26 protein-coding genes, 1 tRNA gene and 1 riboswitch are annotated in these 24,963 nt (G+C 61.5%); of the genes, 12 read left to right on the top strand and 15 right to left on the bottom strand.

The annotated features are described in order from the left end of the window. Nucleotides 1-96: 96 nt before the first annotated feature. From ASG68_RS03530 to ASG68_RS03540, 3 genes are all read left to right on the top strand, one after another. On the top strand, nt 97-609 hold the full coding sequence (locus ASG68_RS03530; RefSeq protein ID WP_062583092.1) for a DUF1801 domain-containing protein: 513 nt from the start codon (nt 97-99) through the stop codon (nt 607-609). Nucleotides 610-882: 273 nt separating this feature from the next. Next, nucleotides 883-1,173 carry a GIY-YIG nuclease family protein gene (locus tag ASG68_RS03535; protein WP_062583090.1) on the top strand — a complete coding sequence of 97 codons (291 nt, stop codon included), beginning with the start codon at nt 883-885 and terminating at the stop codon, nt 1,171-1,173. Between the two features lie 715 nt (nt 1,174-1,888). Further along, complete coding sequence (locus ASG68_RS03540) at nt 1,889-2,248, top strand: hypothetical protein (RefSeq protein ID WP_062583088.1); 360 nt, start codon at nt 1,889-1,891, stop codon at nt 2,246-2,248. A 53-nt stretch (nt 2,249-2,301) separates the two neighbouring features. On the opposite strand, the gene ASG68_RS03545 is transcribed toward ASG68_RS03540, so the two are convergent. Next, nucleotides 2,302-3,348, bottom strand: coding sequence for a Tim44 domain-containing protein (locus tag ASG68_RS03545; RefSeq protein WP_062583086.1), 1,047 nt, complete (start codon nt 3,346-3,348; stop codon nt 2,302-2,304). 244 nt (nt 3,349-3,592) lie between these two features. Then, the gene (locus tag ASG68_RS03550; RefSeq protein ID WP_062583084.1) at nt 3,593-4,951 is read right to left on the bottom strand and encodes an Nramp family divalent metal transporter; all 1,359 of its coding nucleotides are present in this window, start codon (nt 4,949-4,951) and stop codon (nt 3,593-3,595) included. 204 nt (nt 4,952-5,155) lie between these two features. Here ASG68_RS03550 and mntR point away from each other — a divergent pair, with 204 nt between their 5' ends. Further along, nucleotides 5,156-5,605, top strand: a complete 450-nt coding sequence (gene mntR / locus ASG68_RS03555; protein WP_062583083.1) for a manganese-binding transcriptional regulator MntR — start codon at nt 5,156-5,158, stop codon at nt 5,603-5,605. On the opposite strand, the gene ASG68_RS03560 is transcribed toward mntR, so the two are convergent. Next, nucleotides 5,602-6,480 (bottom strand): DMT family transporter, encoded by an 879-nt coding sequence (locus ASG68_RS03560; RefSeq protein WP_062583081.1) that lies wholly within the window; start codon nt 6,478-6,480, stop codon nt 5,602-5,604. The two genes, mntR and ASG68_RS03560, sit on opposite strands and share 4 nt — an antisense overlap. Nucleotides 6,481-6,624: 144 nt before the next feature. Next, nucleotides 6,625-7,710, bottom strand: a complete 1,086-nt coding sequence (locus ASG68_RS03565; RefSeq protein WP_062583079.1) for a calcium:proton antiporter — start codon at nt 7,708-7,710, stop codon at nt 6,625-6,627. A 215-nt stretch (nt 7,711-7,925) separates the two neighbouring features. On the opposite strand from ASG68_RS03565, the gene ASG68_RS03570 reads away from it, so the two are divergent. The 4 genes from ASG68_RS03570 to ASG68_RS03585 all read left to right on the top strand — a co-directional run bounded on the left by ASG68_RS03570 (nt 7,926) and on the right by ASG68_RS03585 (nt 10,959). Further along, a complete protein-coding gene (locus ASG68_RS03570; protein ID WP_062583077.1) occupies nt 7,926-8,594 on the top strand; it encodes a helix-turn-helix transcriptional regulator in 669 nt (222 codons plus the stop codon). 13 nt (nt 8,595-8,607) lie between these two features. Then, nucleotides 8,608-9,585: a hypothetical protein gene (locus ASG68_RS03575; protein ID WP_062583075.1), complete on the top strand. Its 978-nt coding sequence runs from the start codon at nt 8,608-8,610 to the stop codon at nt 9,583-9,585. A 54-nt stretch (nt 9,586-9,639) separates the two neighbouring features. Further along, the gene (locus ASG68_RS03580; protein ID WP_062583073.1) at nt 9,640-10,050 is read left to right on the top strand and encodes a tellurite resistance TerB family protein; all 411 of its coding nucleotides are present in this window, start codon (nt 9,640-9,642) and stop codon (nt 10,048-10,050) included. A 72-nt stretch (nt 10,051-10,122) separates the two neighbouring features. Then, the gene (locus ASG68_RS03585) at nt 10,123-10,959 is read left to right on the top strand and encodes a sterol desaturase family protein (protein ID WP_062602700.1); all 837 of its coding nucleotides are present in this window, start codon (nt 10,123-10,125) and stop codon (nt 10,957-10,959) included. Here ASG68_RS03585 and ASG68_RS03590 read toward each other — a convergent pair. Then, nucleotides 10,953-11,825 (bottom strand): transporter substrate-binding domain-containing protein, encoded by an 873-nt coding sequence (locus ASG68_RS03590; RefSeq protein WP_062583071.1) that lies wholly within the window; start codon nt 11,823-11,825, stop codon nt 10,953-10,955. The genes ASG68_RS03585 and ASG68_RS03590 overlap by 7 nt on opposite strands. A 92-nt stretch (nt 11,826-11,917) precedes the next feature. Here ASG68_RS03590 and ASG68_RS03595 point away from each other — a divergent pair, with 92 nt between their 5' ends. Further along, nucleotides 11,918-13,819 (top strand): glycosyltransferase family 2 protein, encoded by a 1,902-nt coding sequence (locus ASG68_RS03595; protein WP_244484083.1) that lies wholly within the window; start codon nt 11,918-11,920, stop codon nt 13,817-13,819. An 8-nt stretch (nt 13,820-13,827) separates the two neighbouring features. Here the strand turns inward: ASG68_RS03595 and ASG68_RS03600 are convergent, their stop codons facing one another. The 3 genes from ASG68_RS03600 to ASG68_RS03610 all read right to left on the bottom strand — a co-directional run bounded on the left by ASG68_RS03600 (nt 13,828) and on the right by ASG68_RS03610 (nt 15,466). Beyond that, the gene (locus ASG68_RS03600; RefSeq protein WP_062583068.1) at nt 13,828-14,118 is read right to left on the bottom strand and encodes a hypothetical protein; all 291 of its coding nucleotides are present in this window, start codon (nt 14,116-14,118) and stop codon (nt 13,828-13,830) included. 91 nt (nt 14,119-14,209) lie between these two features. Further along, a tRNA-Gly gene (locus tag ASG68_RS03605) sits at nt 14,210-14,283 on the bottom strand. A gap of 85 nt (nt 14,284-14,368) precedes the next feature. After that, entirely contained in the window at nt 14,369-15,466 is a 1,098-nt protein-coding gene (locus tag ASG68_RS03610) for a 2'-deoxycytidine 5'-triphosphate deaminase (protein ID WP_062583066.1), read from the bottom strand. A 107-nt stretch (nt 15,467-15,573) separates the two neighbouring features. Beyond that, a riboswitch (SAM riboswitch) is annotated at nt 15,574-15,652 on the top strand. 44 nt (nt 15,653-15,696) lie between these two features. Between ASG68_RS03610 and ASG68_RS03615 the strand changes: the two genes are divergently transcribed. Beyond that, complete coding sequence (locus tag ASG68_RS03615; RefSeq protein ID WP_062583064.1) at nt 15,697-16,881, top strand: O-succinylhomoserine sulfhydrylase; 1,185 nt, start codon at nt 15,697-15,699, stop codon at nt 16,879-16,881. Nucleotides 16,882-16,932: 51 nt separating this feature from the next. Here the strand turns inward: ASG68_RS03615 and ASG68_RS03620 are convergent, their stop codons facing one another. Further along, the gene (locus ASG68_RS03620; protein WP_062583062.1) at nt 16,933-17,553 is read right to left on the bottom strand and encodes a CDP-alcohol phosphatidyltransferase family protein; all 621 of its coding nucleotides are present in this window, start codon (nt 17,551-17,553) and stop codon (nt 16,933-16,935) included. Between the two features lie 95 nt (nt 17,554-17,648). On the opposite strand from ASG68_RS03620, the gene apaG reads away from it, so the two are divergent. After that, nucleotides 17,649-18,041 (top strand): Co2+/Mg2+ efflux protein ApaG, encoded by a 393-nt coding sequence (gene apaG / locus ASG68_RS03625; protein ID WP_062583060.1) that lies wholly within the window; start codon nt 17,649-17,651, stop codon nt 18,039-18,041. A gap of 40 nt (nt 18,042-18,081) precedes the next feature. Here apaG and ASG68_RS03630 read toward each other — a convergent pair whose 3' ends face one another. The 3 genes from ASG68_RS03630 to ASG68_RS03640 all read right to left on the bottom strand — a co-directional run bounded on the left by ASG68_RS03630 (nt 18,082) and on the right by ASG68_RS03640 (nt 21,514). Then, on the bottom strand, nt 18,082-19,077 hold the full coding sequence (locus tag ASG68_RS03630) for an Hsp33 family molecular chaperone (RefSeq protein ID WP_062583058.1): 996 nt from the start codon (nt 19,075-19,077) through the stop codon (nt 18,082-18,084). A 275-nt stretch (nt 19,078-19,352) separates the two neighbouring features. Next, nucleotides 19,353-20,270, bottom strand: a complete 918-nt coding sequence (gene argF / locus ASG68_RS03635) for an ornithine carbamoyltransferase (protein ID WP_062583056.1) — start codon at nt 20,268-20,270, stop codon at nt 19,353-19,355. Between the two features lie 44 nt (nt 20,271-20,314). After that, a complete protein-coding gene (locus ASG68_RS03640) occupies nt 20,315-21,514 on the bottom strand; it encodes an aspartate aminotransferase family protein (RefSeq protein ID WP_062583054.1) in 1,200 nt (399 codons plus the stop codon). Nucleotides 21,515-21,946: 432 nt separating this feature from the next. Here ASG68_RS03640 and ASG68_RS03645 point away from each other — a divergent pair, with 432 nt between their 5' ends. Next, on the top strand, nt 21,947-22,480 hold the full coding sequence (locus tag ASG68_RS03645; protein WP_062583674.1) for a GcrA family cell cycle regulator: 534 nt from the start codon (nt 21,947-21,949) through the stop codon (nt 22,478-22,480). A gap of 70 nt (nt 22,481-22,550) precedes the next feature. Here the strand turns inward: ASG68_RS03645 and phoB are convergent, their stop codons facing one another. The 3 genes from phoB to pstB all read right to left on the bottom strand — a co-directional run bounded on the left by phoB (nt 22,551) and on the right by pstB (nt 24,951). Then, on the bottom strand, nt 22,551-23,234 hold the full coding sequence (gene phoB / locus ASG68_RS03650; RefSeq protein WP_062583052.1) for a phosphate regulon transcriptional regulator PhoB: 684 nt from the start codon (nt 23,232-23,234) through the stop codon (nt 22,551-22,553). A gap of 111 nt (nt 23,235-23,345) precedes the next feature. Then, on the bottom strand, nt 23,346-24,056 hold the full coding sequence (gene phoU / locus ASG68_RS03655) for a phosphate signaling complex protein PhoU (protein ID WP_413813981.1): 711 nt from the start codon (nt 24,054-24,056) through the stop codon (nt 23,346-23,348). A gap of 79 nt (nt 24,057-24,135) precedes the next feature. Beyond that, nucleotides 24,136-24,951 carry a phosphate ABC transporter ATP-binding protein PstB gene (gene pstB / locus ASG68_RS03660; protein WP_062583673.1) on the bottom strand — a complete coding sequence of 272 codons (816 nt, stop codon included), beginning with the start codon at nt 24,949-24,951 and terminating at the stop codon, nt 24,136-24,138. Nucleotides 24,952-24,963 lie beyond the last annotated feature (12 nt).

A 24,963-nucleotide genomic window follows, 5' to 3' on the forward strand; every position in this document is an offset into this window, starting at 1 on the left:
GGGGCCTTTCCATATGCGCCCTCCCCTTTGCCGCCCCATCCTCTCGCCTCATCCTCTTCCATCGGTTATGATTCCGCACCAGGCGGAGAACGCACCATGACGGGCAAAACATCAGAACAAGCCAAGGCATCCGGCGCCAAGGCCAAGCCTGCCAAAACCAAACCGGCCACTAAACAGGACGCTGCGAAACCGGACGCCCCATTAACCGGCCCCGCCCTGCTCTCCGGCGGCAATCCCCAGATCGCGAAAGGCCACGGCGACGCCCCGGTCCAGGCCTATATCGCCGCCATGCCAGGCTGGAAAAGCGCCATCGGCCATCGCCTCGACACGCTCGTGACGCAGACCGTCCCCGACGTGCAAAAGGCCGTCAAATGGAACTCGCCGCTCTACGGTATGGACGGCCAGACCTGGTTCCTCGGCATCCACTGCTTCGATAAATACATCAAGCTCGCCTTCTTCCGTGGCACATCCCTGACCCCGATGCCGCCGGTCGCATCGAAAACCGAACATGCACGGTATCTGCATATCCACGAGGACGGCGTGTTCGACGAGGCACAGTTTATCGACTGGATGCAGCAGGCCAGCCAGATGCCGGGGGAGAAGATGTGAAGGGCCACTTGGAAAAGGCCATCCTCTCCTCCGTCATTCCTTTGCTCGTCACCGGAATTCAGTCACGCGATGTCTGTCGCGTGAAAGACTCTCTCCGCAGATGCGAAGCTTTCTCACCGCGCCGACGCGCGGTGGCTGGATGCCTGTGACAAGCACAGGCATGACGGAGAGTTGAGACCCGACAGCCCCCCAAAAATGACACCCGAGCGAGACGCGGCACTCCTTACCCTTACCCCTCCTGCCACCCCGCTACCAATCCCTCACCCTCGTACCATGAAGGGCTACGTCTACATCCTCGCCTCGAAGCGTAATGGCACGCTCTACACCGGTGTCACAACCGACCTGCCCGACCGCTTATTCGAGCACCAGAACGAACTGACGCCCGGTTTCACAAGCCGCTATGGCGTCAAGACGCTTGTTTGGTTCGAGGAATACGATCTGGTGACGACGGCAATCACACGCGAAAAGACCATCAAGAAATGGCCGCGCCAATGGAAACTCAATCTGATCGAGACGATGAATCCGGATTGGGAGGATATCGCGCACTATCTCCATGGGCTTTGAGGTGTGGCTAATGGTGGTAACTGGCTTGGCCGACACCAGCCTCTCACTCAAGTTCCGCCGCAAGGTACCCCGTTTTCTCCGTCATTCCTGTGCTTGTCACAGGAATCCAGTCACGCGATGTCCATCGCGTGGAAGACTCTCTCAACAGATGCGAAGCTTTCTCACCGCGCGGAGGCGCGGTAGCTGGATGCCTGTGACAAGCACAGGCATGACGGTGGAATTAGGAGCCGACAGCCGCCAGTCAACCACCTCCAAATACGCCTCTCCAAAAAATCTCATCCCCGTTCATCCCCGCCTCCCACCCCTGCCCCATACTGGCCCTGTCTCCACCGCCGGAGTGTTTCGCGAGACGGTCGCGGGCAGGTGGGGGACGGTGCCCTGGTTTGAGCCGTAACGTGCGGCAGGGATCAGGGAGGTGAAAGCCGTGGCGGGGTTTCCCGCCTATCAAGCCTCCCCCGGGCCGCCAGGTTCCGGTTCGGTTGAGCCGTGCAAGTGGCGAGCCTGTCCCGAAAGGACAAGCGGAAACCAGGCCATGCAGCGAGGCGAGGCAATCACCTGTAGGGGCTGGGCGCCCCGAGAAGACACCGAAGGCCACGCGCATGCGGAGCCACAAACTAAATTCACATGAGGTTCCGCATGCGTGTGGGCTCTCCAGCAATGTCGAACACGGGCCGACCGGCCGCGTGACCGCAAGCGCATGCGCAAAGGAAACAGGATGAAGATCAGGACGAAGGAAGAAGAACAGCGCTACCAGGAGGAGCAGGACGCCGAGCTCTATTTGCCCGGCTTCACCTGGGGCGAATACCGAAGGCTGCCGGAACGCCAGCAGCAGCGCGAGGAGCAGAAAATCATGCAGATTCCCGCCAGTTCACTCGGGTACTGGAAGACCTGCACGCTCCCGTCCTGCCGGCGCGCAAAGGCCTGTCGCGGTTTCCTGTCCGAGATGCAGTCGAGAACCCCCGGCTACCACAAATTATTCCCGCCCTGCATTCACGATGGCGCCCATCGCCAGGCAGCAACGCTGAAGGAACTCGCCAGGCTCTGGGGCGTGCCGGAGGATGACCCGACCACATGAAAAAGCCGCCGGTCAAACCGGCGGCCGATCGATTGGCCGGAATAGGCCTGGCGTCAGGCCGCCATGCCCTGGATGGCAGAGACCTGCCAGCCGCCGCCGGGCTTGCGCAGGAAGGTCCAGAGCTCGACAGCTTCGGTCGGCTGGTCCGGATCGCCCTCGACGACGCGGCCGGTGGCGCGGTCGCGGGTGACGTCGATGCTCTCGTAGCGCATCGCAACCGTCGCATAGTCGTCGCCATTTTCGTTCCAGGCTTCGGCCACGTCGCCCTGCACCAATTGCACGTCGCTGACCTCGTTCTTCAGGCCCTTTGTGGCGTTTTCGCTGAGTTCCTCGGCGAGCCACGACATGGCTTCCGGCGTCGTCAGCTTGCGCAGCGTGCCGTAGTCCTCAGCCGCATAGGCCGCCTGTACCTGCTTCAGTATGGTCTCGAACTGGTTCAGGTCATCCTCGCCGACACCGATCTCGTCGGTCGACTGGCTGGTCTGGCGTGTTGGCTCCACGCGCCCACCGCCACCGATCTGCGGGATCTTGAACGACGGCATGCCCAGACCCTGGCCGGAGCCTTGACCCTGCGTGCCAAAGCCCTGCATCGGCGAAGCGCCCGCATAGCCCGTCGCCTCACGCGGCGAGTAGCCGGCGGCGGCCGGCTGCTGGCGGCCACGGAAAAAGCGCAACGCGAGCATCACGGCACCGGCGATCAGCGCCATCTGCAGGATCATGCCGAGCATGCCGGCCATGCCGCCGAAGCCATTGCCCATCATCATGCCGATCAGGCCGCCGAGCGCCAGACCGCCGAGCATGGAGCCGGCAAAGCCGCCGAACAAGCCGCCCGGACGCTGCTGCTGGGCGCTGGGCCGAGCCGCCTGACCCATGTTCTGCTGCGCACCCGTCTGGCCCTGGTTCGTCTGGGGCGTCATCGTCCGGTTGATCGGCGTCGCGTCAGCCGGCGCCGTGCGGGTGACCGGCGGCGCGGAAAAGGTGCGGCTGCCGCGGCTGCCGAAGCCGCTGCCGGAGCGACGAGCCTCGGCCAGATCCACCACCGTCAGCATCACCATCGAAGCAACCGCAACGGTTGCGAGAACCCGTCCAAACCTGAACATCAAACCCAATCCTGTTGTTTCCTCGCGGGCACGCAAAGCGCACCTCGTGCAAGACATATGGGGCATCGGGGTGTGAATTGAAGGCTTTTGCGCCGCAGTTCACCGTAAAGCGGCCACCGGAAACCCGATGCTGACCGTAAAAACAGGGCCTGCAAGTCATCCCCGCCGCTCTGTTTTAGGCGATAATCCGCAAACGAAAAAGGCGGCAAACCCGCCGCCTTTGTCTTTTCTGGATGTCACCGGTTCAGCCGATGAAGGTGTCGTACAGGAGCTTCAGATTGAGCACGACGATGATCGAGGCGACGAGCCAGGCGATGGCGGCGACATATTTCGGGATGACGAAGGTGCCCATCTTCTTTTTATCCGAGACGAAGCGCACCAGCGGGATGACCGCGAAGGGCAGCTGCATCGACAGGATGACCTGGCTGAACACCAGAAGCTCCGCCGTTCCCTTTTCGCCATAGAGCCAGGTGACGACGACGACTGGGATGATGGCGATGCCGCGGGTGATCAGGCGGCGCGCCCATTGCGGGATGCGCAGCCGGAGAAACCCCTCCATGACGATCTGGCCCGCCAGCGTTGCCGTCACCGTCGAGTTGAGGCCCGACGCCAGCAGCGCCACGGCGAACAGGGTGGAGGCGATGCCGAGGCCCAGCAGCGGCGACAGGAGCTCGTAAGCCTGGCCGATCTCGGCCACGTCGGTGCGGCCATTGGCGTGGAAGACGGAAGCCGCGATGATCAGGATGGAGGCATTGATGAACAGAGCCAGCATCAGCGCGATCGTGCTGTCCGTCGTCGCCCACTTGATCGCATCGCGCTTGCCCTCGTCAGTGCGCTTGTAGGCACGGGTCTGGACGATGGACGAATGCAGATAGAGGTTATGCGGCATGACGGTGGCGCCGATGATGCCGATGGCGATGTAGAGCATGGCCGGGTTGGTAACCACCTCCGACGACGGCAGGAAGCCCGAGAGAACAGCCGCAACCGGCGGGGCGGCGGCAGCGATCTGGATGATGAAGCAGCCGGCGATGACGATCAAAAGCGCGATGACGAAGGCCTCGAGATAGCGGAAGCCTTTGTTCATCAGGAGCAGCAACAGGAAGGCATCGGCCGCCGTGATCAGCGCGCCGCCGATCAGCGGAATGCCGAACAGAAGCTGCAGCGCGATCGCCGTGCCGATGACTTCAGCCAGATCGCAGGCGATGATCGCCGCCTCGCAGGCAAGCCAGAGCAGAAAGTTGACGGGGCGCGAATAGGTATCGCGGCAGGCCTGTGCCAGGTCGCGGCCGGTGGCGATGCCAAGCCGGGCGGCCAGTGCCTGCAAGAGGATCGCCATCAGGTTGGAGAGCAGAATGACCGTGAGCAGCGTATAGCCGAACTGCGATCCACCGGCGATATCCGTCGCCCAGTTGCCCGGGTCCATGTAGCCGACCGAGACCATGTAACCCGGCCCCATGAAGGCGAGCAACCGACGGAACCAGAGCCCTCCGGAAGGCACCGCAATGCTGGCATTGACTTCGGGAAGGCTTGGTCTGGGGTCTTCCTTGGGGCTGGCGAAGGTCCAGCTCTGCTGCGGTGGAAGGGCGGCTTGCGAATCGGACATGCACGGTCTCCGGATGCGGAACGGTCTTGGGCACTCGAAAGCTATGCCAAGGCCCAACATTATGCAATAGGCTATATTGTATCGATAAGGCTTTTTCTTGGGGCCGTCTGCGCAGTGGATGGCGGGATAAACCGTTATGAAAAATTCAAGCCCGTGCTATGAAATCGCAAAAGCCGTTAAGATGAACCGCGAGGATCATACCTTTTGCCGAAACGCCCCGTTCCACGCACCGATCCGCTTCCAGACGCGGACATTCATTCCGAGGGCTTCCGGCAGACCCGCGAAGCCCGTCGCGGTGCGCTGGTGGAGGATTATGTCGAGTTGATCGCCGATCTGATCGAGGATGGCAATGAGGCGCGTCAGGTGGATATCGCTGCCCGTCTCGGCGTCGCCCAGCCCACCGTCGCCAAGATGCTGGCGCGGCTGGCGGCCGAAGGTCTCGTCTCGCGCAAACCCTATCGCGGCGTTTTCCTGACAGAGGCCGGCCAGAAGGTGGCGCTGGAAAGCCGCGCAAGACACCAGACGGTGGAAGCCTTCCTGCGCTGCCTCGGCGTCAGCCCGGAAACAGCGCGCATCGATGCCGAGGGCATCGAGCATCACGTCAGCAGCGAAACACTGGAAGCCTTCCGCCGCTTCATTCAGCGCAAGACCTAGCCGGCCCGCAGCCGGCGTCCGAACCGTTCACCGAGAATGATGATCATGCCGGCGGCAAAGATCAGGCCGGCACCGATGAACACCTGCGATGCCGGAATATCGCCCCAGATCAGAAAGCCGAGCCCGAAAGCCCAAATCAGCGACGAATATTCGAACGGCGCCAAAACCGAGACCGGCGCCCGCCGCATGCCCTCGAACAAGGCATATTGACCGATGCCGGCGACCAGTCCGGTTCCTGCCATCAGCGCGACATCGGTGAGGCTCGGCGGCACGTAATCGACGGCAACGGCGATGCCGGTGAACAGGATGAAGAAGCCGCTGGAAATCGTCATCTGCACCAGCGTTACCTCCTGCAGCGCCGTCTTGCGCAAAAGCACGGTCGAGATCGCCCAGAACACGGCGGCCTGCAGCGCCAGCCAGACCGGCAGGCTGATCTTCATGCCGGTGCCGAACGGATCGGTGGCGATCATTACACCGACGAAGCCGACAAGCACCGCGATCCAGCGCAGCGGCGGCACATGCTCCTTGAGGATCGGCACGGCAAGGATAGTGATGAGGATCGGCGAGGCATAATAAAGCGTCGTCAGTTCGGCGAGCCCCAGATCGCGCGCTGCTGTGTAATAGGACAGCCAGGCGGCCAGCAGCAGGACATTCCGTATGAACATCGGCTTCAGGACCGGCGAACGCCAGGCGCGGCCGACCAGCGATTTGCCGCCGACCGTGAGGCAGATCGAGAAGATCGTCACGCTGCGCACGAACAGGATCTGCCAGACCGGCAGGGCCACCACCAGCCATTTGACCGCAGCATCCTGCAGGGAAAACAGGAAATAGGAAAAGATCGTCAGCAGAACGCCGGAAAGGACGGAGGGATTCACGGAAGTCTCCAAGTGCACGACGCAACGTCGGCATGGCCCGTGATAGCGCGGCACGCGGCGGCGGAAAAGGCTTCGACCTGTGGCGAAAAATGGGGGTGCCCCGACCCCGCTTTTTGGCCGCGCCATCCGTTTGCGAGACCGTTGCTAAACTCCGATCAACGACAGCATGATGAAGGTAGCGAACAGCACGAAATGGGTCATGCCCTCGATCGCGTTGGTCTCGCCATCGTTGAGGTTGATAGCGGCGGCGATCAATGTGATTGCCACCATCACTGTCTGCACCGGCGTCATCGCCATGATGAACGGCTGACCGGTATAAAGCGCGATCGCTTCCATCACCGGCACGGTGAGGATGACGGTCGACAGCGAAGCCCCGAGCGCGATGTTGACGACGGCCTGCATCCGGTTGGCAAGGGCTGCCCGCATCGCTGTCATGATTTCGGGCGAGGCGGAAATGGCCGCGACGACGAGAGCGGCCATGACCGGCGGCGCGCCACTGCCCTTCAGGCCGACCGTCAGCAGGCCGGACATCACCTCCGCCAGCACACCGATGATGACGACACCAGCGATGAGGATCGCGACAGACAAGGCAACCGGCTCTTCTGCCAGGGTCCGTTTTTGCGCGCCTTCCCGCTTCGGATAGCTGTAGCTGAAGAAGTAGCTGTGCGCGCCGACCTGCATCTTCAGGAAGACCGCATAGAGCGTCACCATGGCGAGGATGGTGAAGCCGGAATAGACATGCCACTTCGCTGCCGGCACGAATTCGGGCACAACCATCGAAATGCCCATCGCCGTCAGGATCATGACGCTATAGGTGCGGCTGGAATCGTCGTTATACGGCTGCTCGCCATGCTTGAGACCGCCGAGCAGCGCCGCAAGCCCCAGAATACCGTTGATATCCAGCATGACCGCGGAATAGATCGTGTCGCGCACCAGCGTCGGCGAGATATCCTCGCCACTCATCATGATCGCCAGGATGATCACCTCGACCAGCACGGCCGACAGCGTCAGGATCATCGTGCCGTAGGGGTCACCAACCTTGGCGGCCAGTACCTCGGCATGATGGGCAACGCGCATCGAGGCAAGTACGATGGCGACAACGAGGGCCGCGGCACCGGCAAGCGCCGCCACCTGCCCCATCCCCAGCAGCGCATGCTCGAACATCATGCCGAAAGCGGCAGCGAGAACGGCAGCGCCGAGCAGAAATTCGGATTTCACGATGGAAGACAAACAGGCGCCTCGCGCTTGGCGGAAGGGGATTTCAACCAAGTATAGGTGGAGGGCCGGACATTTCAATCAGAGCCATGGCTCAGGGGCAGATATGAGGATTATTTTCCTCTTTCGCTTTACTCCAACCCGCATTTTCGCTAATCTTCCTGACCGAGACAGAAGCCGGACCAGCCAACCGAAAGCGTCGCGCTTCACCGCCCGCAGGATATGCAACGATGTTTTCCCATGACCGTATCTGGAGCGCGATCGACGCGCTCGCCGAACGTCATCAGCTATCCCCTTCGGGCCTTGCCCGCCGGGCCGGGCTCGATCCGACCTCGTTCAACAAATCCAAGCGCCACTCCGCCGACGGCCGCGAACGCTGGCCTTCGACGGAATCGATCGCCAAGGTTCTCGACGCCACCGGCTCTACCATCACCCAGTTCATGGAGTTCCTGCGCCCGGGGCCGGCTGCGGGTGGCGCCCTGCCGGAGGGCGCCTTTCCGCCGCAGAGTGGCTCGATCCCGCTGCTGGGCTTTGCCCAGGCCGGCGCCGGCGGCTTTTTCGACGACGGCGGATTTCCGGCGGGACAAGGCTGGGACGTGGTCGAATTTCCGGCCGCCCCCGGCGCCAAGGCGGGCGTCTATGCGTTGGAAATCCAGGGCGACAGCATGCTGCCGCTCTATCGGGACGGCGACGTGCTGATTGTAGAGCCCGGCGCCCAGATCCGGCGTGGCGACCGCGTCGTGGTCAAGACGATCGAAGGCGAGGTCATGGCCAAGATACTGGTCCGTCAGACCGCGCGCAGCATCGAACTGCTCTCGCTCAATCCCGACCATCCGAACCGAAGTTTCGAGTTGAGCGATGTCGAATGGATCGCCCGCATCATCTGGGCCAGCCAATAGGACAGTTTTCCTGATGAAGAAGCATCTGCTCACCGCCGGCGGCGGCCTTCTCGGCATTGCCCTGACGATCGCCCTGCTGATGAGCGGCGCATCCACCATTCAGGGGCGGCAGGCAGCGGATACGCCGGATTTCACGCTCGAGACACCGGATATGAGCGATGTTCCGGACCTTGGCGGAGACGACATGAGTACGGATGTTCCGGTCCCCGGGGCGGATGACGGGAAGGCTGACGGCGCGTCCACGGATGGAGAACCGATCGGTGCAGGCCAGATGGACGGCGGCAAGGTCGAGGGCGGCGCGCCACTCGACGATCCGACCAAATCCAATCCCGCGCTTTCCGACCCCGACCCTTCCGGCTCCGCGTCGCCTCAATCCGATGAAAGCGGGATGATCGCACCGCAGAACAAGGTTGTGCGCGGCATCGCTCCCGAACAGTTCGGCCTGCCCGAGGACGTCACGACACAGCCGCTGGAGCGGATCGAGGCGCGCAAGTCACTGTCGAATCCGGTTGCCAAGCCGGAGCCCGTCCCGGTCGTGCTGCGCCATCCCATCGCCCTGTCGGCCGGTCTGATCCGCTTCGGCGACAGGCAATTGCAACTGGAGGGCCTCGCGCCGCAGGACGCGGAGCGGAGCTGTGGCGATGGCGCGAAATCCTGGCCCTGCGGCGCGGTGGCACGAACCGCCTTCCGCAATTTTCTTCGCGCCCGCGCCCTTCTGTGCATCGTTCCAAAAAAAGGCTGGCAGGGCACCGTGACGGCTGACTGCACCATCGGCAACCTCGATCCGGCCGCGTGGCTGGCGGAGAACGGCTGGGCGGAGGCGTCTGCGGGATCACCACTTGCGGGCAAGGTGGACACTGCTCGAAAGTCCCGACTTGGCTTCTATGGGGACGATCCGCGGGATTTCAGCGCGGCATCGGCACCTGTCGACGAGACGCTCATCCCCGGCGACATACCCGCGGACACGGTTCCCGCAGAGCAGGGCTTGTAAGCCGTCCTCTTTGCCCATACCTGTCAAACCGCCTGCAGCAACGACGGATATCCCATGCCCACGACCCTCAGCCATCACGAAGCCCTCATCTATGTCATGGTGATGATGTCAGCGGTTGATACCATCATGACCGACGACGAACTGGAGCGCATTGGCCGGCTGACCAGCTTCCTGCCGGTCTTCGACGGGTTCGATGACGAGCACCTGACCCACACCGCCCGTGAATGCGCCGCCCTTCTCGGAGGGCCGGAAGGTCTGGACATCACGCTCGAAGTGGTGCGTGAAGCTCTGCCGACACGCCTCTACGACACCGCCTACGCGTTGGCGGTCGAAATCGCTTCGGCCGACCTTTCCATCCGCCAGGAGGAAATCCGCCTGTTGCAGCTGTTGCGCGACCGTCTGGGCTTGGACAAGCTCACCTGCGCCGCGATCGAACGTGGCGCCATGGCCCGCTTCCGCAAATAGGCTACCTCACGTCAATGTGCGTCCTCGGAAAAGCCGGCCGCATTAAGGTGAATGCGGCGGCAGGAGGTTGGCATGGCGGTTGAGATATTCGGGATCAGCGAACCCGTCTGGCGGCTGTTTTGTTTCGCGACCATCTTTCTGGCGCTCGCGCTCCTGGAATTGCTGCATCCGCGGCTGGAGCGCCCGGAACTGATGCGTGCACTGAAGGCGCGCCGCTGGTTCACCAATCTCTCGATTCTTGTCCTCTCGTCGCTCATGCTTCGCATCGTCTTTCCAGCGGCGGCGACAGGCGTGGCTTTATGGGGAGAGATTCACGGATACGGTTTACTGCCGATAGTAGGGCTACCGCCGCTCATCGCCGGCGCGCTGGCCTTCGTCATCCTCGATTTTACAGTGTGGCTGGAGCATCTGCTGTCGCACAAGGTCCCCGTCCTGTGGCGCATCCATCGGGTGCATCACAGCGATACCGGTCTCGACCTGACGACGGCACTGCGCTTCCATCCGCTGGAAATCCTGTTGTCGATGCTGTGGAAGTCGGCCGTCATTCTCCTGATCGGCGCGCCTGCCGTCAGCGTCCTGATCTTCGAGATCGTCCTGAATGGCGCAGCGATGTTCAACCATGCAAATATAAAGCTGCCGGCCCGGCTGGATCACATGTTGCGCCGGCTGGTCGTCACACCCGACATGCACAGCGTCCATCATTCGTCGCAGCCCGACGAAACGGACAGCAATTACGGCTTCAATCTCTCCCTTTGGGACCGCCTCTTCGCCACCTATCGTGCGCAGTCGCGGCAGGCGCCGGAGGATATGCGCATCGGTCTTGACTCATACCGGAACCCGTTGCCGCAACGCCTGGTTTGGTCGCTGCTGCTGCCGTTCCGGCCGCGAGACACGGACCGGCTTCAATAGATGCCGGCAGGGAAATAACGCAGGTAGATTTCGTTGAGCCGGCCCTTGCGCGAAAGCTCAAGAAGCGCATGGTCGATCGCCTGGGTCAGCGCCGGGTCGCCTTTGCGGTTCATGATCGCCAGGCCTTCGCCGAGGAACCGCTGCGAGAAATAAGCCCCGTCGAGCAGAACACAGCAATTGCCCGCCTCGCTGCCCGCCGTCCAGAACGACAATTGCATGCCGTCCGAAAAGACCGCCGCCATCTTTCCCTGCTTGAGCGCCAAAAGCATTGCATCCCGGGTCGGGAAGGACATCATTGTCAATTTCGGAAAAAAAGCCTTCGCCATGGCCTCATGCGTCGTGCCTGTGACGACGCCGATGGGCCTGTTGCCGATCGCAGCGACAGACAGCGCATTGCCCATTGCCTGCCGATTGGCCGCGAACCGGGCCGGCAGTTTCATGAAGACACGCGAGAAGGCGAAACGCTGGCGCAGTTCCGGGCTGATCCCCAACCCGGCAACGACAGCCTCACCCTGGCCGTCTTCCAGTGCCGGTTGCAGTTCGGCAAAGGTCACCGCCTGGATCTGGCACTTGGCGGCAATGTCGAGTTCGCGGCAGATTTCCCGAACAAGGTCGACATGAAAACCCGACAGGCGGCCCGACTGGTCGATGAAATTGAACGGTGGGAAGTCGACCGTCGTCAAAAACCGCAGCCGCGCCAGACCGCTCAAATCCGGCTTGGCGATCCGCTCTCGCGCATCGAAGAGCAGCGGCATGTCGTGAACGCCATCCTCAGCGTGCGACATGGCCGAAAAAGGCGCAACCAGAAGCACGCACAACGCGAAAATCCCATAAAATTTTAGGGATGCACGGAAAGCGCGTGTCATTATGATATTCCCGGGGTCAGGTAAGGGGATATTGCCGCGCGAGCGGCAACGGGGATTTTATGCGTCTCGGAGAATATCCGGACAATTCCGGAATGGCTACCGCAAATGAACCAACGGCCGCGTCCTCGACACCCGCCGCCGTCGCGGCTGGATTCGCGCCTGCGTTGAAGGAGGAAGGCCGGCTGCTTCTGAAAATGGGCATCGGCAAGCCCCTGATCGCCCGGGCCATGCTGTCGGCGCAAAGCCACGGCACCACCGTCGAGGCAGAACTGCTCGCCTCCGGAGATATAGACGAAACCATCTATTTCGAAGCGCTCGCCGAAATGCTCGGCCTCGATTTCATGCCGCAGATCGATCCGGCGCGCGTCCAGGATATTGCGGGCCTGGACATCCAGCTTCTCCGGCCGGAAACCCTGCGCGTTCATCATCCTTCCCGGCCACCGGTCACCATCATTGTCCCTTCGCTGGCGCGGCTCAGCGACGTTGCCAGTCTGTTGCAGCGGACACCGCTGCTCAGGCAATCGCTGGCTGCCTCGACACCGTCAGCCGTGCGCAGGGCCGTCTGGCAGGCGGGGCGGCTGCGTCGCGTATCGGCTACCACACAGGCGCTGTTCGAGACGACACCGCTTCACAGCGCCCGGATTACCTTCTGGGGTAAGCAGGGCTTCTATGCCGGCATCTTGGTCAGCACCTTGCTGGCCATGGCGATGGGCTTGCCGATGATCAGTCTGATGCTGCTGCATATCGTGCTGACGCTGTTCTATCTCGCCAATTTCCTTGTCCGCTTCTATGCGCTCGGTTGCGCCTTCATGCAGGAGGGGGCACCACATCCCGTCGCGCAGGCCCCGCCGGCCGGCCCGCTGCCGGTCTATTCGGTGCTCGTGGCGCTCTACAAGGAAAAGAGCGTCGCCGCCCAACTGGTCGGCGCCCTCGACAAGCTCGACTGGCCACGCTCGCGGCTGGATATCAAGCTTGTCTGCGAGGAGGACGATCTCGAGACGATCGCCGCGCTCGAAGCCATACGGTTGGCGCCGGAATACGAGATCGTCCGTGTGCCCGTCCATCTGCCGCGCACCAAGCCGAAGGCACTGAGCTATGCCCTGCCGGGCGTCCGGGGTGACTTCGTCACTGTCTACGATGCCGAGGACCGGCCGCATCCGGGCCAGTTGCACGAAGCCTATGCAGCCTTCTGCGCTGCTTCCCGGCAGGTCATCTGCCTGCAGGCGCCGCTTATCATCACCAACGCCCGCCAATCCTGGCTGAGCGCTCTGTTTGCACTGGAATATGCCGGCCTGTTTCGAGGCCTGCTGCCGATGCTGTCGCTGACCGGCTTGCCGCTGCCGCTCGGCGGGACATCGAACCATTTCCGCACCGCCGAACTCAAGCAGATCGGCGGCTGGGACCCGTACAACATGACCGAAGACGCGGATCTCGGACTTCGCCTGCACCGCCTCGGCTATCGCTCGCAGGTGATCTACAAGCCGACCTTCGAGGAGGCACCGATCACCTTCCCGGTCTGGCTCGGGCAGCGGACCCGCTGGTTCAAGGGCTGGCTGCAGACATGGCTGGTGCTGATGCGCAGGCCCGCGCAATTGCGCCGGGAAATGGGCTGGGCAGCCTTTATCGTCTTCCAAGTGCTGATCGCCGGCATGCTTTTGTCATCGCTCTGTCATCCCGTCATTCTCGGTTTTCTGGTCTATCTCGGATGGCTGATGGTTCAGGACGGAACCCATGTCGATGGCTGGCTGACCTTCTGGCTTTTCATCTGCGATGTGGTGAATATTTTCGGCAGCTACGCTGTCTTCATCGCGTTGGGATTCAACCGGATGACAAAGCGCGAGAAACGAGCGGTCGGCTGGCGCTGGGGCTTCGTGCCGGCCTATTGGTTGATCATGTCGCTTGCGGCCTGGCGTGCCCTGATGGAATTGCGGACGAGCCCATTCTCTTGGAACAAGACCCCGCACGCCGCGGTTGGCGCCGAGGAACCGGCATGAAACGACCTTTAGTCGCCCGTGACAGGGTCGCCGGTGAAATGCAGCGTATCGCCTTCGACGGGCGGCCTGTCGATGACCATGTGCGGCTCTGCAGCCGGACGGGCATCATCGGCCTGATAGCGCTTGAGGACCCGTTCGATACTGTCATAACGCCGCATTAGCGAAATGATACCGGGAAGCATGCCGTCACGAAATTCGTTGGTCGCACTGAAGAACTTGAACTCGTTGGCGAGTAAATTCTTGAGTTGCTCCTGCTCCTCCCGGAGACGCTGGCGATATTCGGAACTTTCCATGGACATGGCGAGGCAAGGTTTTCCGTTTGAGTCAAACTGCCTGTCAAAACCGCCGCAAACGGGCGATTGAAAATCGCGCAAACACTGAGAAACCAAGTGGAGCGGGTAGCGGGAATCGAACCCGCACGATCAGCTTGGGAAGCTGACAAGCTACCACTACATCATACCCGCAACGCGAGGCAGGTTTTCACCAAGCACTGCTGCCTGTCAAGGCAGGAATCGGAGAAAACCGAACCGACAATGATGCTATTGCCGGCTATTCCGAACGGAAATGCTTGGACAGCTTCAAGCCCTGCGCCTGATAGTTCGAACCGAGCCCGACGCCGTACAACCCCTCCGGCCGCTCCATCATATGCTCGTAGACCAGACGGCCGACGATCTGGCCGTGTTCGAGGATGAAGGGAACCTCGTGGCTGCGGACTTCGAGCACCGCGCGGCTGCCCTTGCCGCCGGCCGAGACATGGCCGAAACCGGGATCGAAGAAGCCGGCATAGTGAACGCGGAATTCCCCGACCAGCGGATCGAACGGCGTCATCTCGGCAGCATAGAGCGGCGGCACATGCACGGCTTCACGCGAGACAAGGATGTAGAATTCATCGGGATCGAGGATCAGTTCGTCACGGCCTCGGCTGTAGAGCGGCTCCCAGAAATCATAGATGCCATGCTCGGCCTTCTTGTCGACATCGACGACGGCGGTGTGGTGCTTACCGCGATAACCGATCAGGCCATCATCGCCGGTGCCCTTGAGATCAATCGACAGCGCGATGCCGGCGCCCGAAACATTCGGCGTCTCGCTGGCGACCAGCACGTCGCTCTCATGCAGCGCCATCACTTCGGTTTCGGTGAGAAGCGCATGGCCGATGCGGAAACGTATCTGCGACAGGCGCGAGCCGCGCCGGACGATCACCGGGAAGGTGCGCGGGCTGATTTCCAGATAGAGCGGACCGGAATAGCCGGCGGGAATCTTGTCGAATTCCTGGGCGCGGTCTGTGATCACGCGGGTGAAGATGTCGAGGCGGCCAGTCGAGCTTTTTGGATTGGCCGAGGCCGACATGCCGACCGGCAGATCGAGGCTTTCCATCAGCGGCACAATGTAGACGCAGCCGGTCTCCAGCACCGCGCCTTCCGACAGGTCGATGACATGCAGTTTCAGCCGGTCGAGCTTGTCAGCGACCAGATGACCGGGACCGGGCATGAAGCTGGCGCGGACGCGGAAGGCTTTCGAACCCAGTCGAAGGTCGAGGCTTGCCGGCTGAATCTGGTCGATATCCAGCTTGGCTTCGCTTTTCAGCCGTCCTTCGTCAAACAGCGCCGCAATGGCGCGATCGGCCAGAATGCCCGTAGCCCTCGTCATTTCATCGTCCTCTTTGCCGGCACCGGCACGTCATAACCCAAATTGTCCCTGTGACATATCTTCTCGTTCGCGGGAATTGACGCAAGCGCGGCCAATCAGTAAATACTGACTTATCCCGTGGTGATTTGGCCGGTCGGCTTGCAGCCACGTTAAACAAGTAGCTAAAAAGGCCGGGTTTGAAACCGGCTTGCTTTTTCGCGGCCGGTTTTTTTGTGTTGAAAGAGACGATAATGAGCAAAACCTGGCGCCCCGCGACACAGCTCGTTCATGGCGGCACGACCCGTTCCAATCATGGTGAAACCTCCGAAGCCATCTTCATGACGCAGGGCTTCGTCTACGACACCTCGGAAGCCGCAGAAGCGCGCTTCAAGGGCGAGACCGACGGCTTCATCTATGCGCGCTACGGCAGTCCGACCAACGACATGTTCGAGCAGCGCATGTGCATGCTGGAAGGCGCCGAGGATGCGCGCGCCACGGCATCCGGCATGGCCGCCGTCTCCGCCGCCATCCTCTGCCAGCTGAAGGCCGGCGATCATATCGTCGCCGCCCGTGCCTTGTTCGGCTCCTGCCGCTGGGTGGTGGAAACGCTCGCCCCGAAATACGGCATTGAATGCACGCTGATCGATGGGCGTTTCCTCGAAAACTGGGAAAAGGCGGTCAAGCCGAACACCAAGGTGTTCTTCCTCGAAAGCCCGACCAACCCGACGCTGGAAGTTGTCGACATTGCCGGCGTTGCCAAGATCGCCAATGCAATCGGCGCCAAGGTCGTCGTCGACAATGTCTTCGCGACGCCGCTCCTTCAGAAGCCGCTGGAACTGGGTGCCCATGTCGTCGTCTATTCCGCGACCAAGCATATCGACGGACAGGGCCGCTGCCTCGGCGGCGTCATCCTTTCCGACAAGGAATGGATCAACGAGCATCTGCACGACTATTTCCGCCACACCGGCCCGGCTTTGTCGCCGTTCAATGCCTGGACGCTGCTGAAGGGCATCGAGACCCTGCCGCTGCGCGTGCGCCAGCAGAGCGAGAACGCGTCGCGCGTGGCAGACTTCCTCGCCGAGCAGAGCCAGGTCGCCAAGGTCATCTATCCCGGCCGCAAGGACCATCCGCAGGCCGATATCATCGCCCGGCAGATGAAAGGCGGCTCGACGCTGGTCTGCTTCGAACTGAAGGGTGGCAAGGAAGCGGCCTTCAAGCTGCAGAACGCGCTCGAGACCGTGCTGATCTCCAACAATCTAGGCGATTCGAAGAGCCTGATCACCCATCCGGCGACCACGACGCACAAGAACCTCTCCGAAGAGGCCCGCACCGAACTCGGCATCTCGCCCGGCACTGTTCGCTTCTCGGCCGGCATCGAGGACGGTGACGACCTGATCGACGATTTCGCCCGGGCGCTCAAGTCCGTCCAGGCCTGATCTTTCGGAACTGCCTGAAACGCTCGTGTCCTTCCGGATGCGGGCGTTTTTCTATGCCTGAACACTGTCCCTGAAACTGGCACGGGCCAGCATCAGCCGCGACAGCGTCGTGTAGAAGCAGACAAGCGCGAACAGGACGGCAATCTCGGAGAACCAGTGCGGGAACAGGCAGAAGGCGAGGAAGACGGCGATGGTCTCGGTCGCTTCGGCAAGGCCAGTGGTGAAATAGAGCGATTTCGCCCCGCGCACCTCCGTCGTTAGCCCCCGTTTCTCGGCCATGACGGCAAAGGCTAGGAAGCTCGCGCCGTTGATGTAGAAGGCGAGAAGCAGCAGGCCGCCGGCCGCTCCGTTCTCGTACGGGTCCGACAGGATGAAGGCGAAGGGAATGAGACCGTAAAAGGCGAAATCGAGGGCGATATCGAGAAAGCCGCCGAAATCGGTCTTTGCCGTGGCGCGCGCCACCGCGCCATCCAGACCGTCGCAGAGACGACTAGCACCGATCAGAATAAAAGCCAGCATCAGTTCGTCGATGATAATGGCGAAGGCAGCAGCGAGCCCGAGCAGGAAACCGGTGACGGTAACGGCATTGGCACTGACGCCGCGGCTGGCCAGAAAATGCCCTCCACGGTCAAGCCAAGGGTCCAGCCGCTGCCTGATATGCCCGTCGAGCATGCTGTTTCCTATCCTTACAGTTTACCCTGTCCGTTATTCTTGACGAAACCATCTTGCTGTAGAATATCGCCTATAGACTTGAAAAGGGTTTGCATATGTACCGCGCGCTCACTCGCGATATCGAGGTAACGGTCGAGCCATACTATCTGGAGGAGCAATCCGATCCGGATGACAGCCGCTATGTCTGGGGTTACCGTATCCTGATCTCCAACCTTTCCGGCAAGACCGTACGGCTGATGACGCGCTACTGGAACATCACCGATGAAAACGGCCAGGTTGATGAGGTCAACGGACCGGGCGTGATCGGCGAGCAACCGGTTCTCAACCCCGGTGACACCTACGAATATTCCTCGGGCTGCCCGCTCGATACGCCATCGGGCGTCATGTTCGGTCACTATTCCATGGAAACGACGGAAGGCGAGGCCTTCAACGTCGACATCCCCGCCTTTTCGCTGGACTCGCCGGGCCAGACCCGGACGTTGAATTAGAGCGCTTAATCTAGGACAAAGCGCTCCAAGGGCCGCAAGATCACTGCGGCCGGATTTCGGTTGCTTCGAACCGATAGGTCGTCGAGCAGAATTCGCAAGTGACTGAAACCTTCCCATCTTCCATCGAATGATCGATGTCTTCCTGGCTGAGGCTCGCCAGCACGTCGCGCAGCTTTTCGCGCGAACAGCTGCACTTGTCGTAGACGGCCTGCGGCGGATAGACCTTGACGCCGCGCTCGTGGAACAGCCTGTAGAGCAGGCGTTCCGTGCCGACGGTCGGGTCGGTCAGTTCGTCCGCATCGATGGTCTGGACCATGACGCTGGCTTCATCCCACAGGTCGTCGACCTCAAAATCGCCATCCGCATTCGTCGTGTCGCCATCACCGCCATGTAAATCTCGCTGGCGCATGCGCTCGGGCGCATCGGGCAGAAACTGCGCGACCATGCCGCCGGCGCGCCAGCGGTGACGCGGCTTGCCGTTTTCATCGCGGTCGAGCAATTCGGCAACGCCGAGGCGCACCTTGGTCGGGATCTGTTCCGACTGTCGGAAATAGACCCCGGCGATCTCCTCAAGGCTTGCGCCATCCAGCGGCACGATGCCCTGATAGCGCTGCATATGGGCGCCCTGATCGATAGTGAAGGCAAGCACGCCCTCGCCCAGCAACTGCAACGGCTGGGTCTGGCCGTTCTTCTGGGCCGTCGCCAACGCTTCCTCATTGTAACGGGCATAGGCGCGCACACGATCAGGCGTCGCGAAATCCGCGACGACCAGATCGACAGGACCATCGCTCTTGGTCTGAACGATCAGCTTGCCTTCGAATTTCAGCGAGGTACCAAGCAGAACCGTCAGTACGACCGTTTCGGCGACGAGACGGGCGACCGGCAGCGGATAGTTGTGACGTTCGAGAATGGCGTCCAGCATCGGGCCGAGCTGGACGGCGCGGCCGCGCACATCAAGGCCTTCAACCTGAAACGGTACGACGTGGTCATCACCGGCAAAATCGAATTCGCCGAGGCCCGGCATGGTTTCCGTCATCATCTTGCTCCTTAGCATTCGATCACCGATACGCCTGAGGAGCCGAGCCCCGCGGCGACGCGATGTCCGATGTGTCCATTGATCCCGTACCGTCACGGTTTGTCCAGAGCATGTCTGGAAAAAGCGGCGGCCGGTCTTGTCGCTTCAGCACCGAAGCGAACGGATGGTTGGTGTCATCAACGACGATGACCGGTCGCGTATTCGGCGCCGGTCATCTTTCTGGTCCATAGATCGTGTGCCGCCCGACCGTTTTCAAGTCGGGCGATCGCGCCTGCTTAGAGCGCGCCGAGGCACCAGGCGAGCACGGACTTCTGGGCGTGCAGGCGGTTTTCGGCTTCGTCGAAGACAACCGACTGCTTGCCGTCTATCACTTCGTCCGTCACCTCTTCGCCGCGATGGGCCGGCAGGCAGTGCATGAACAGTGCATCCTTGTTGGCGCGCTTCATCAAGGCCTCGTTCACCTGGAAGGGCTGGAAGACGTTGTGGCCGCGCGCGCGATGTTCCTGGTTCATGGAGACCCAGGTGTCGGTCACGACGCAATCGGCGCCATCAACGGCCTGCTCGGCCTCGTGGTAAAGCTTGATATTGCCGCCATTGTTGCGCGCCCAGTTGAGGATTTTGTCGTCCGGCTCGGAACCAAGCGGAACGGCCATGTTCATCTGGTAGCCGAAACGGGCCGAGCCCTCGACGAAGGAATGCAGCACGTTGTTGCCATCGCCGGTCCAGGCGATCGTCTTGCCCTTCACCGGACCACTGTGTTCTTCGAAAGTCATGATATCGGCCATGATCTGGCAGGGATGCGTCGTGTCCGTCAGGCCGTTGATGACCGGCACGGTTGCGTGTTCGGCCAGTTCCAGCAGGCGGCTATGATCGGTGGTGCGGATCATGATGGCATCGACGTAACGCGACAAGACCTTGGCGGTGTCGCCGATGGTTTCGGCGCGGCCGAGCTGCATTTCGGTGCCGGAGAGAAACAGCGTCTCGCCGCCGAGCTGGCGCATGCCGACGTCGAAAGAGACGCGGGTGCGGGTCGAAGGCTTTTCAAAGATCATCGCCAGCATCTTGCCGGCCAGCGGCTTTTCGGCCGTACCGGCCTTGGTGGCGGCCTTGCGGACGCGGGCGTCGTCGATGATGGTTCTCAGGTCATTCGACGTCATTGCGGAGAGGTCGAGGAAGTGTCTTGTATCGGCCATTCTATTCAGGTCCTGTCATTATTCGAGCATGCGGGGAACGTCGTTCAGGCCGAAGCCTGTCGTCGTTCCGCCGTCAGATGCTCGGCCGCCCGCTCGATGCGAGCGAGACCCTCGCGGGCCTCTTCCGCCGTCGTGGTGAGCGGCGGTAGCAGGCGAATAACATTTTCACCGGCCGGGACAGCCAGCAGGCGCTCCGCCCGGATGGCCTTCAACAGGTCTGCCGACGGCACCTTGGCCTTGATGCCAAGCATCAAGCCGTCGCCACGGATTTCCTCGATCACATCGGGGAACCGGTCGGCAAGCGAGGCAAGCCCTTGACGGAAGACCAAGGCCACATCGCGGACATGCGGCAGGAAATCATCCGCCAGTACGACATCCAGGACGGCATTGCCGACAGCCATGGCGAGCGGATTGCCGCCATAGGTCGATCCATGCGTGCCGGCGACCATGCCGGCAGCCGCTTCCTCGGTTGCAAGGCACGCGCCAAGCGGGAAGCCGCCGCCGATCCCCTTGGCCACCGCCATGATGTCCGGGGTGATACCCGACCATTCATGGGCAAACAGCTTGCCGGTACGGCCGACGCCGCACTGAACCTCGTCGAAGATCAGGAGCAGGCCGAATTCGTCGCAGAGCGTACGCAGTTCCTGCAGGAATTCCTTCGGAACGGTGCGGATGCCGCCCTCGCCCTGGATCGGCTCGATCAGGATCGCGGCCGTTTCCTCGGTGATGGCGGCCTTCAGGGCCTGCATGTCACCGAAAGGCACCTGGTAGAAACCGGGAGCCTTCGGGCCGAAACCTTCGAGATATTTCGCCTGGCCGCCGGCGGCGATCGTTGCCAGCGTGCGGCCGTGGAAAGCGCCCTCGAAGGTAATAATATGGAATTTTTCCGGATGCCCCTTGGCGAAATGATAGCGCCGCGCCGTCTTGATCGCGCATTCCAGAGCTTCGGCACCCGAGTTGGTGAAAAACACCTTGTCGGCGAAGGTCGCGTCCGTCAGCCGGCGGCCGAGGCTTTCCTGGCCGGGGACTTCATAGAGGTTGGACAGGTGCCAGACCTTCTCGGCCTGCTCCTTCAACGCCGACACCAGATGCGGATGCGCATGGCCAAGCGAATTGACTGCGACGCCTGCGGCGAAATCCAGATAGCGGGTACCGTCCTCAGCGATCAGCCAGACGCCTTCGCCGCGCTCGAACCGGAGAGGTGCGCGGGCATATGTGTCGTAAAGCGGCGTGGCTTCGGCCATGGCGCAAGTCTCCTCAATCATCACGGCGTGACTGCCTGGATCACGTGTTTACACCGGGCTGGGCCAGCCCTGAAAAATCAAAATGCCGCCTTGCGGCGGCGACGGCACTATCTTCATTTCGCACTGCAATGTCAACAAAACGCCATGATCTGCGGCCATTCGCGCACTCCGAAAGGCCTGCGATTTTTTTACGCCGCACTCTTGCAAAAATACCACGCGCTGCAAGCAAGTTGGGGAAAACTCGAAAATCGATTCGGCGTGATTCACGGGACTCTTGTCACGGAGTCCCCCGGGCTCTACGTTAATAAACAATTACTAGAACGCGGCGGCGGACCTAGTCACCAAAAGTGTTATCGCGTTTCAACCTCGGATCGCCTCCGGGGTTCGGTGGAGGATTCGACCATCACTAACGCTGTGAATGGAGACATGACCATGAACTGGACTGACGAGCGGGTCGAAAAACTCAAGAAGTTGTGGTCCGAAGGTCTGAGCGCAAGCCAGATCGCCGCTCAGCTTGGCGGCGTCAGCCGCAATGCCGTTATCGGGAAGGTGCACCGCCTCTGCCTGCCTGGCCGCGCCAAGGCCGGCGGCGCGACGACAACGACGGCGCGAGCCAAGCGTCCGGCGCCGGCAGCACCGCGCACGCAGAACACCTTCGCTTCGTCGCGCATCGCCACGCCCCGCGCTGCAACGCGGACGGCCGGCGGCGCCGTGATGAAGGAAGAGATCGAGATCGATACGATGGAGGAACTCGAACAGGCACCGGCCAGCAACGTCGTCGTTCCGATGTCGCGTCGCCTGGGTCTGACGCAGCTCACCGACCGCACCTGCAAGTGGCCGATCGGCGATCCCATGAAGGAAGAGTTCCACTTCTGCGGTAACGACTCTCCGGACACATCGCCCTACTGCACGTTCCATGCGAAGCTGGCCTACCAGCCGTCCGCAGAGCGCCGCCGGGCACGGTAAGAGCCAACGCACAAGCATTAAAAAAGGGGCCATGAAGGCCCCTTTTTCATGTCTGGTCAAATATAACTGATCAGCTTTCCAGCGAATAGCCGGCGCCGCGCACGGTGCGGATCACGTCCTGCATGTTGGAGAAATTCAGCGCCTTGCGCAGGCGGCCGACATGGACGTCGACGGTACGCTCGTCGACATAGATATCGTGGCCCCAGACGCCATCCAGAAGCTGGGAGCGCGAGAACACGCGTCCCGGCGAGGCCATGAAGAATTCCAGCAGGCGGAACTCGGTCGGCCCCAGACGCACTTCGCGGGTCTTGCGATGGACGCGATGGGTTTCGCGGTCGAGTTCGATATCGCCGCACTTCAGCAGGGTGGAGAGAACTTCCGGCTTGGCGCGACGCAGCATCGCCTTGACGCGCGCCATCAGTTCCGGTGTCGAGAACGGTTTGACGACATAATCGTCGGCACCGGTTGCGAGACCGCGAACACGCTCGCTTTCCTCGCCGCGCGCCGTCAGCATGATGATAGGCAGACGCTCGGTCTCGGAGCGCTGGCGCAGGCGACGGCATAGCTCGATACCGGAGACACCCGGCAGCATCCAGTCGAGGATCAGAAGGTCGGGCAGACGCTCCTGCAGGCGCATTTCGGCTTCGTCGCCACGGTTGATCGTATCGACTTCAAACCCTTCAGCCTCAAGGTTGTAACGCAGAAGAACGCTCAGCGCCTCTTCATCTTCAACAACGGCAATTCTTGGCAGCATAGTCTATGAGCTCCTTGGCGCCCGGTCCGCCGGACCTCAGGCAGCCGAGCGGCTCCAGCGGCCGCTCGCGCATTTTATGTAAGAACTTACTTACCTATTTTCGTCACGCGATCAGTTGCCGACCGCGCCGACAGTGTTGGCCGAATCGTCCTTGGGACGCTCACCAGCAGGCTGGGCACCGGTCGTCATGTAGAAGATCGTCTCGGCGATGTTGGTCGCGTGGTCGCCGATCCGCTCGATGTTCTTGGCGCAGAACAGGAGATGCGTGCACGGCGTGATGTTGCGCGGATCCTCCATCATGTAGGTCAGGAGTTCGCGGAACAGCGAGGTATAGATCGCATCGATCTCGCTATCACGTTCGCGGATGCTGTTGGCCTTTTCAGGCGAACGCGACGCGTAGACATCGAGCACTTCCTTGAGCTGAACGAGGGCAAGCTCGGCCAGATGTTCGAGACCACGGGCCAACTGACGCGGGAGGGTAGAACTGGCAACGGCGATGACGCGCTTGGCGGTGTTCTTGCCGAGATCGCCGACGCGCTCCAGGTCGGCCGCAATGCGGATTGATCCCATGATTTCGCGCAGGTCAGCCGCCATCGGCTGGCGCTTGGCGATTGTGACGATCGCCTTTTCGCCGATCTGGCGTTCGGCATCATCGAGAATAGCGTCGTCGGAGATGACCTTCTGGGCAAGCGCCAGGTCAGAATTGACCAAAGCGCGCACGGATTCGGCCACCATCTGCTCGGCAAGGCCACCCATTTCGGAGATGCGCCGAGTCAGGTATTTCAGATCTTCGTCATAGACGGAAACAATGTGCGTAGACATGATTGTTTTTCCTCGCGATCACAATCCAGATTTGGAAAACGGCGCCTGCCCTGATCCGGGCAGGCGACAGGACGCATCCTCAGCCGAAGCGGCCCATGATGTAGTCCTGGGTGCGCTGGTCATCCGGGTTCGTGAACATCTTGTCGGTGTCGTTTTCCTCGACGAGATTGCCGAGGTGGAACATGGCGGTACGCTGCGAAACACGAGCAGCCTGCTGCATCGAGTGGGTCACAATGACGATCGTGAAGTTCGTCCGCAATTCGTGGATCAGTTCCTCGACCTTGGCGGTCGCGATCGGGTCCAGAGCCGAGCACGGCTCGTCCATCAGGATGACTTCCGGGCTGACAGCAACAGCACGCGCGATGCACAAGCGCTGCTGCTGACCACCGGAAAGGCCGGTGCCGGATTCATGCAGGCGATCCTTCACTTCGTTCCAGAGGCCGGCCTTCTGAAGGCTCTGTTCGACGATCTGGTCGAGATCGGCCTTGGTGCGGGCGAGACCGTGGATTTTCGGACCATAGGTGACGTTCTCGTAGATCGACTTCGGGAACGGGTTCGGCTTCTGGAAGACCATGCCGACGCGGGCACGCAGTTCCACGACGTCGATATTCGGATCGTAGATATCGCCGCCATCAAGCGTGATCTTGCCGGTGACGCGGCAACTATCGATCGTGTCGTTCATGCGGTTCAGCGTCCGCAGGAAGGTGGACTTGCCGCAGCCGGACGGGCCGATCAGCGCGGTCACGGTGTTTTCGCGAACATCGAGGTTCACGTCGTAGAGTGCGCGCTTCTCGCCGTAATAGACCGAGACGTCCTTGCCGATCATCTTCAAGGGAACGGTATTCATTTTCTGGTCCAGCGCCTTTTCAACTGCTGCTTCTGACATCATGTTCATGTTCATACCTCA

Source organism: Rhizobium sp. Leaf453 (assembly GCF_001425605.1).
Taxonomy (GTDB): domain Bacteria; phylum Pseudomonadota; class Alphaproteobacteria; order Rhizobiales; family Rhizobiaceae; genus Pararhizobium.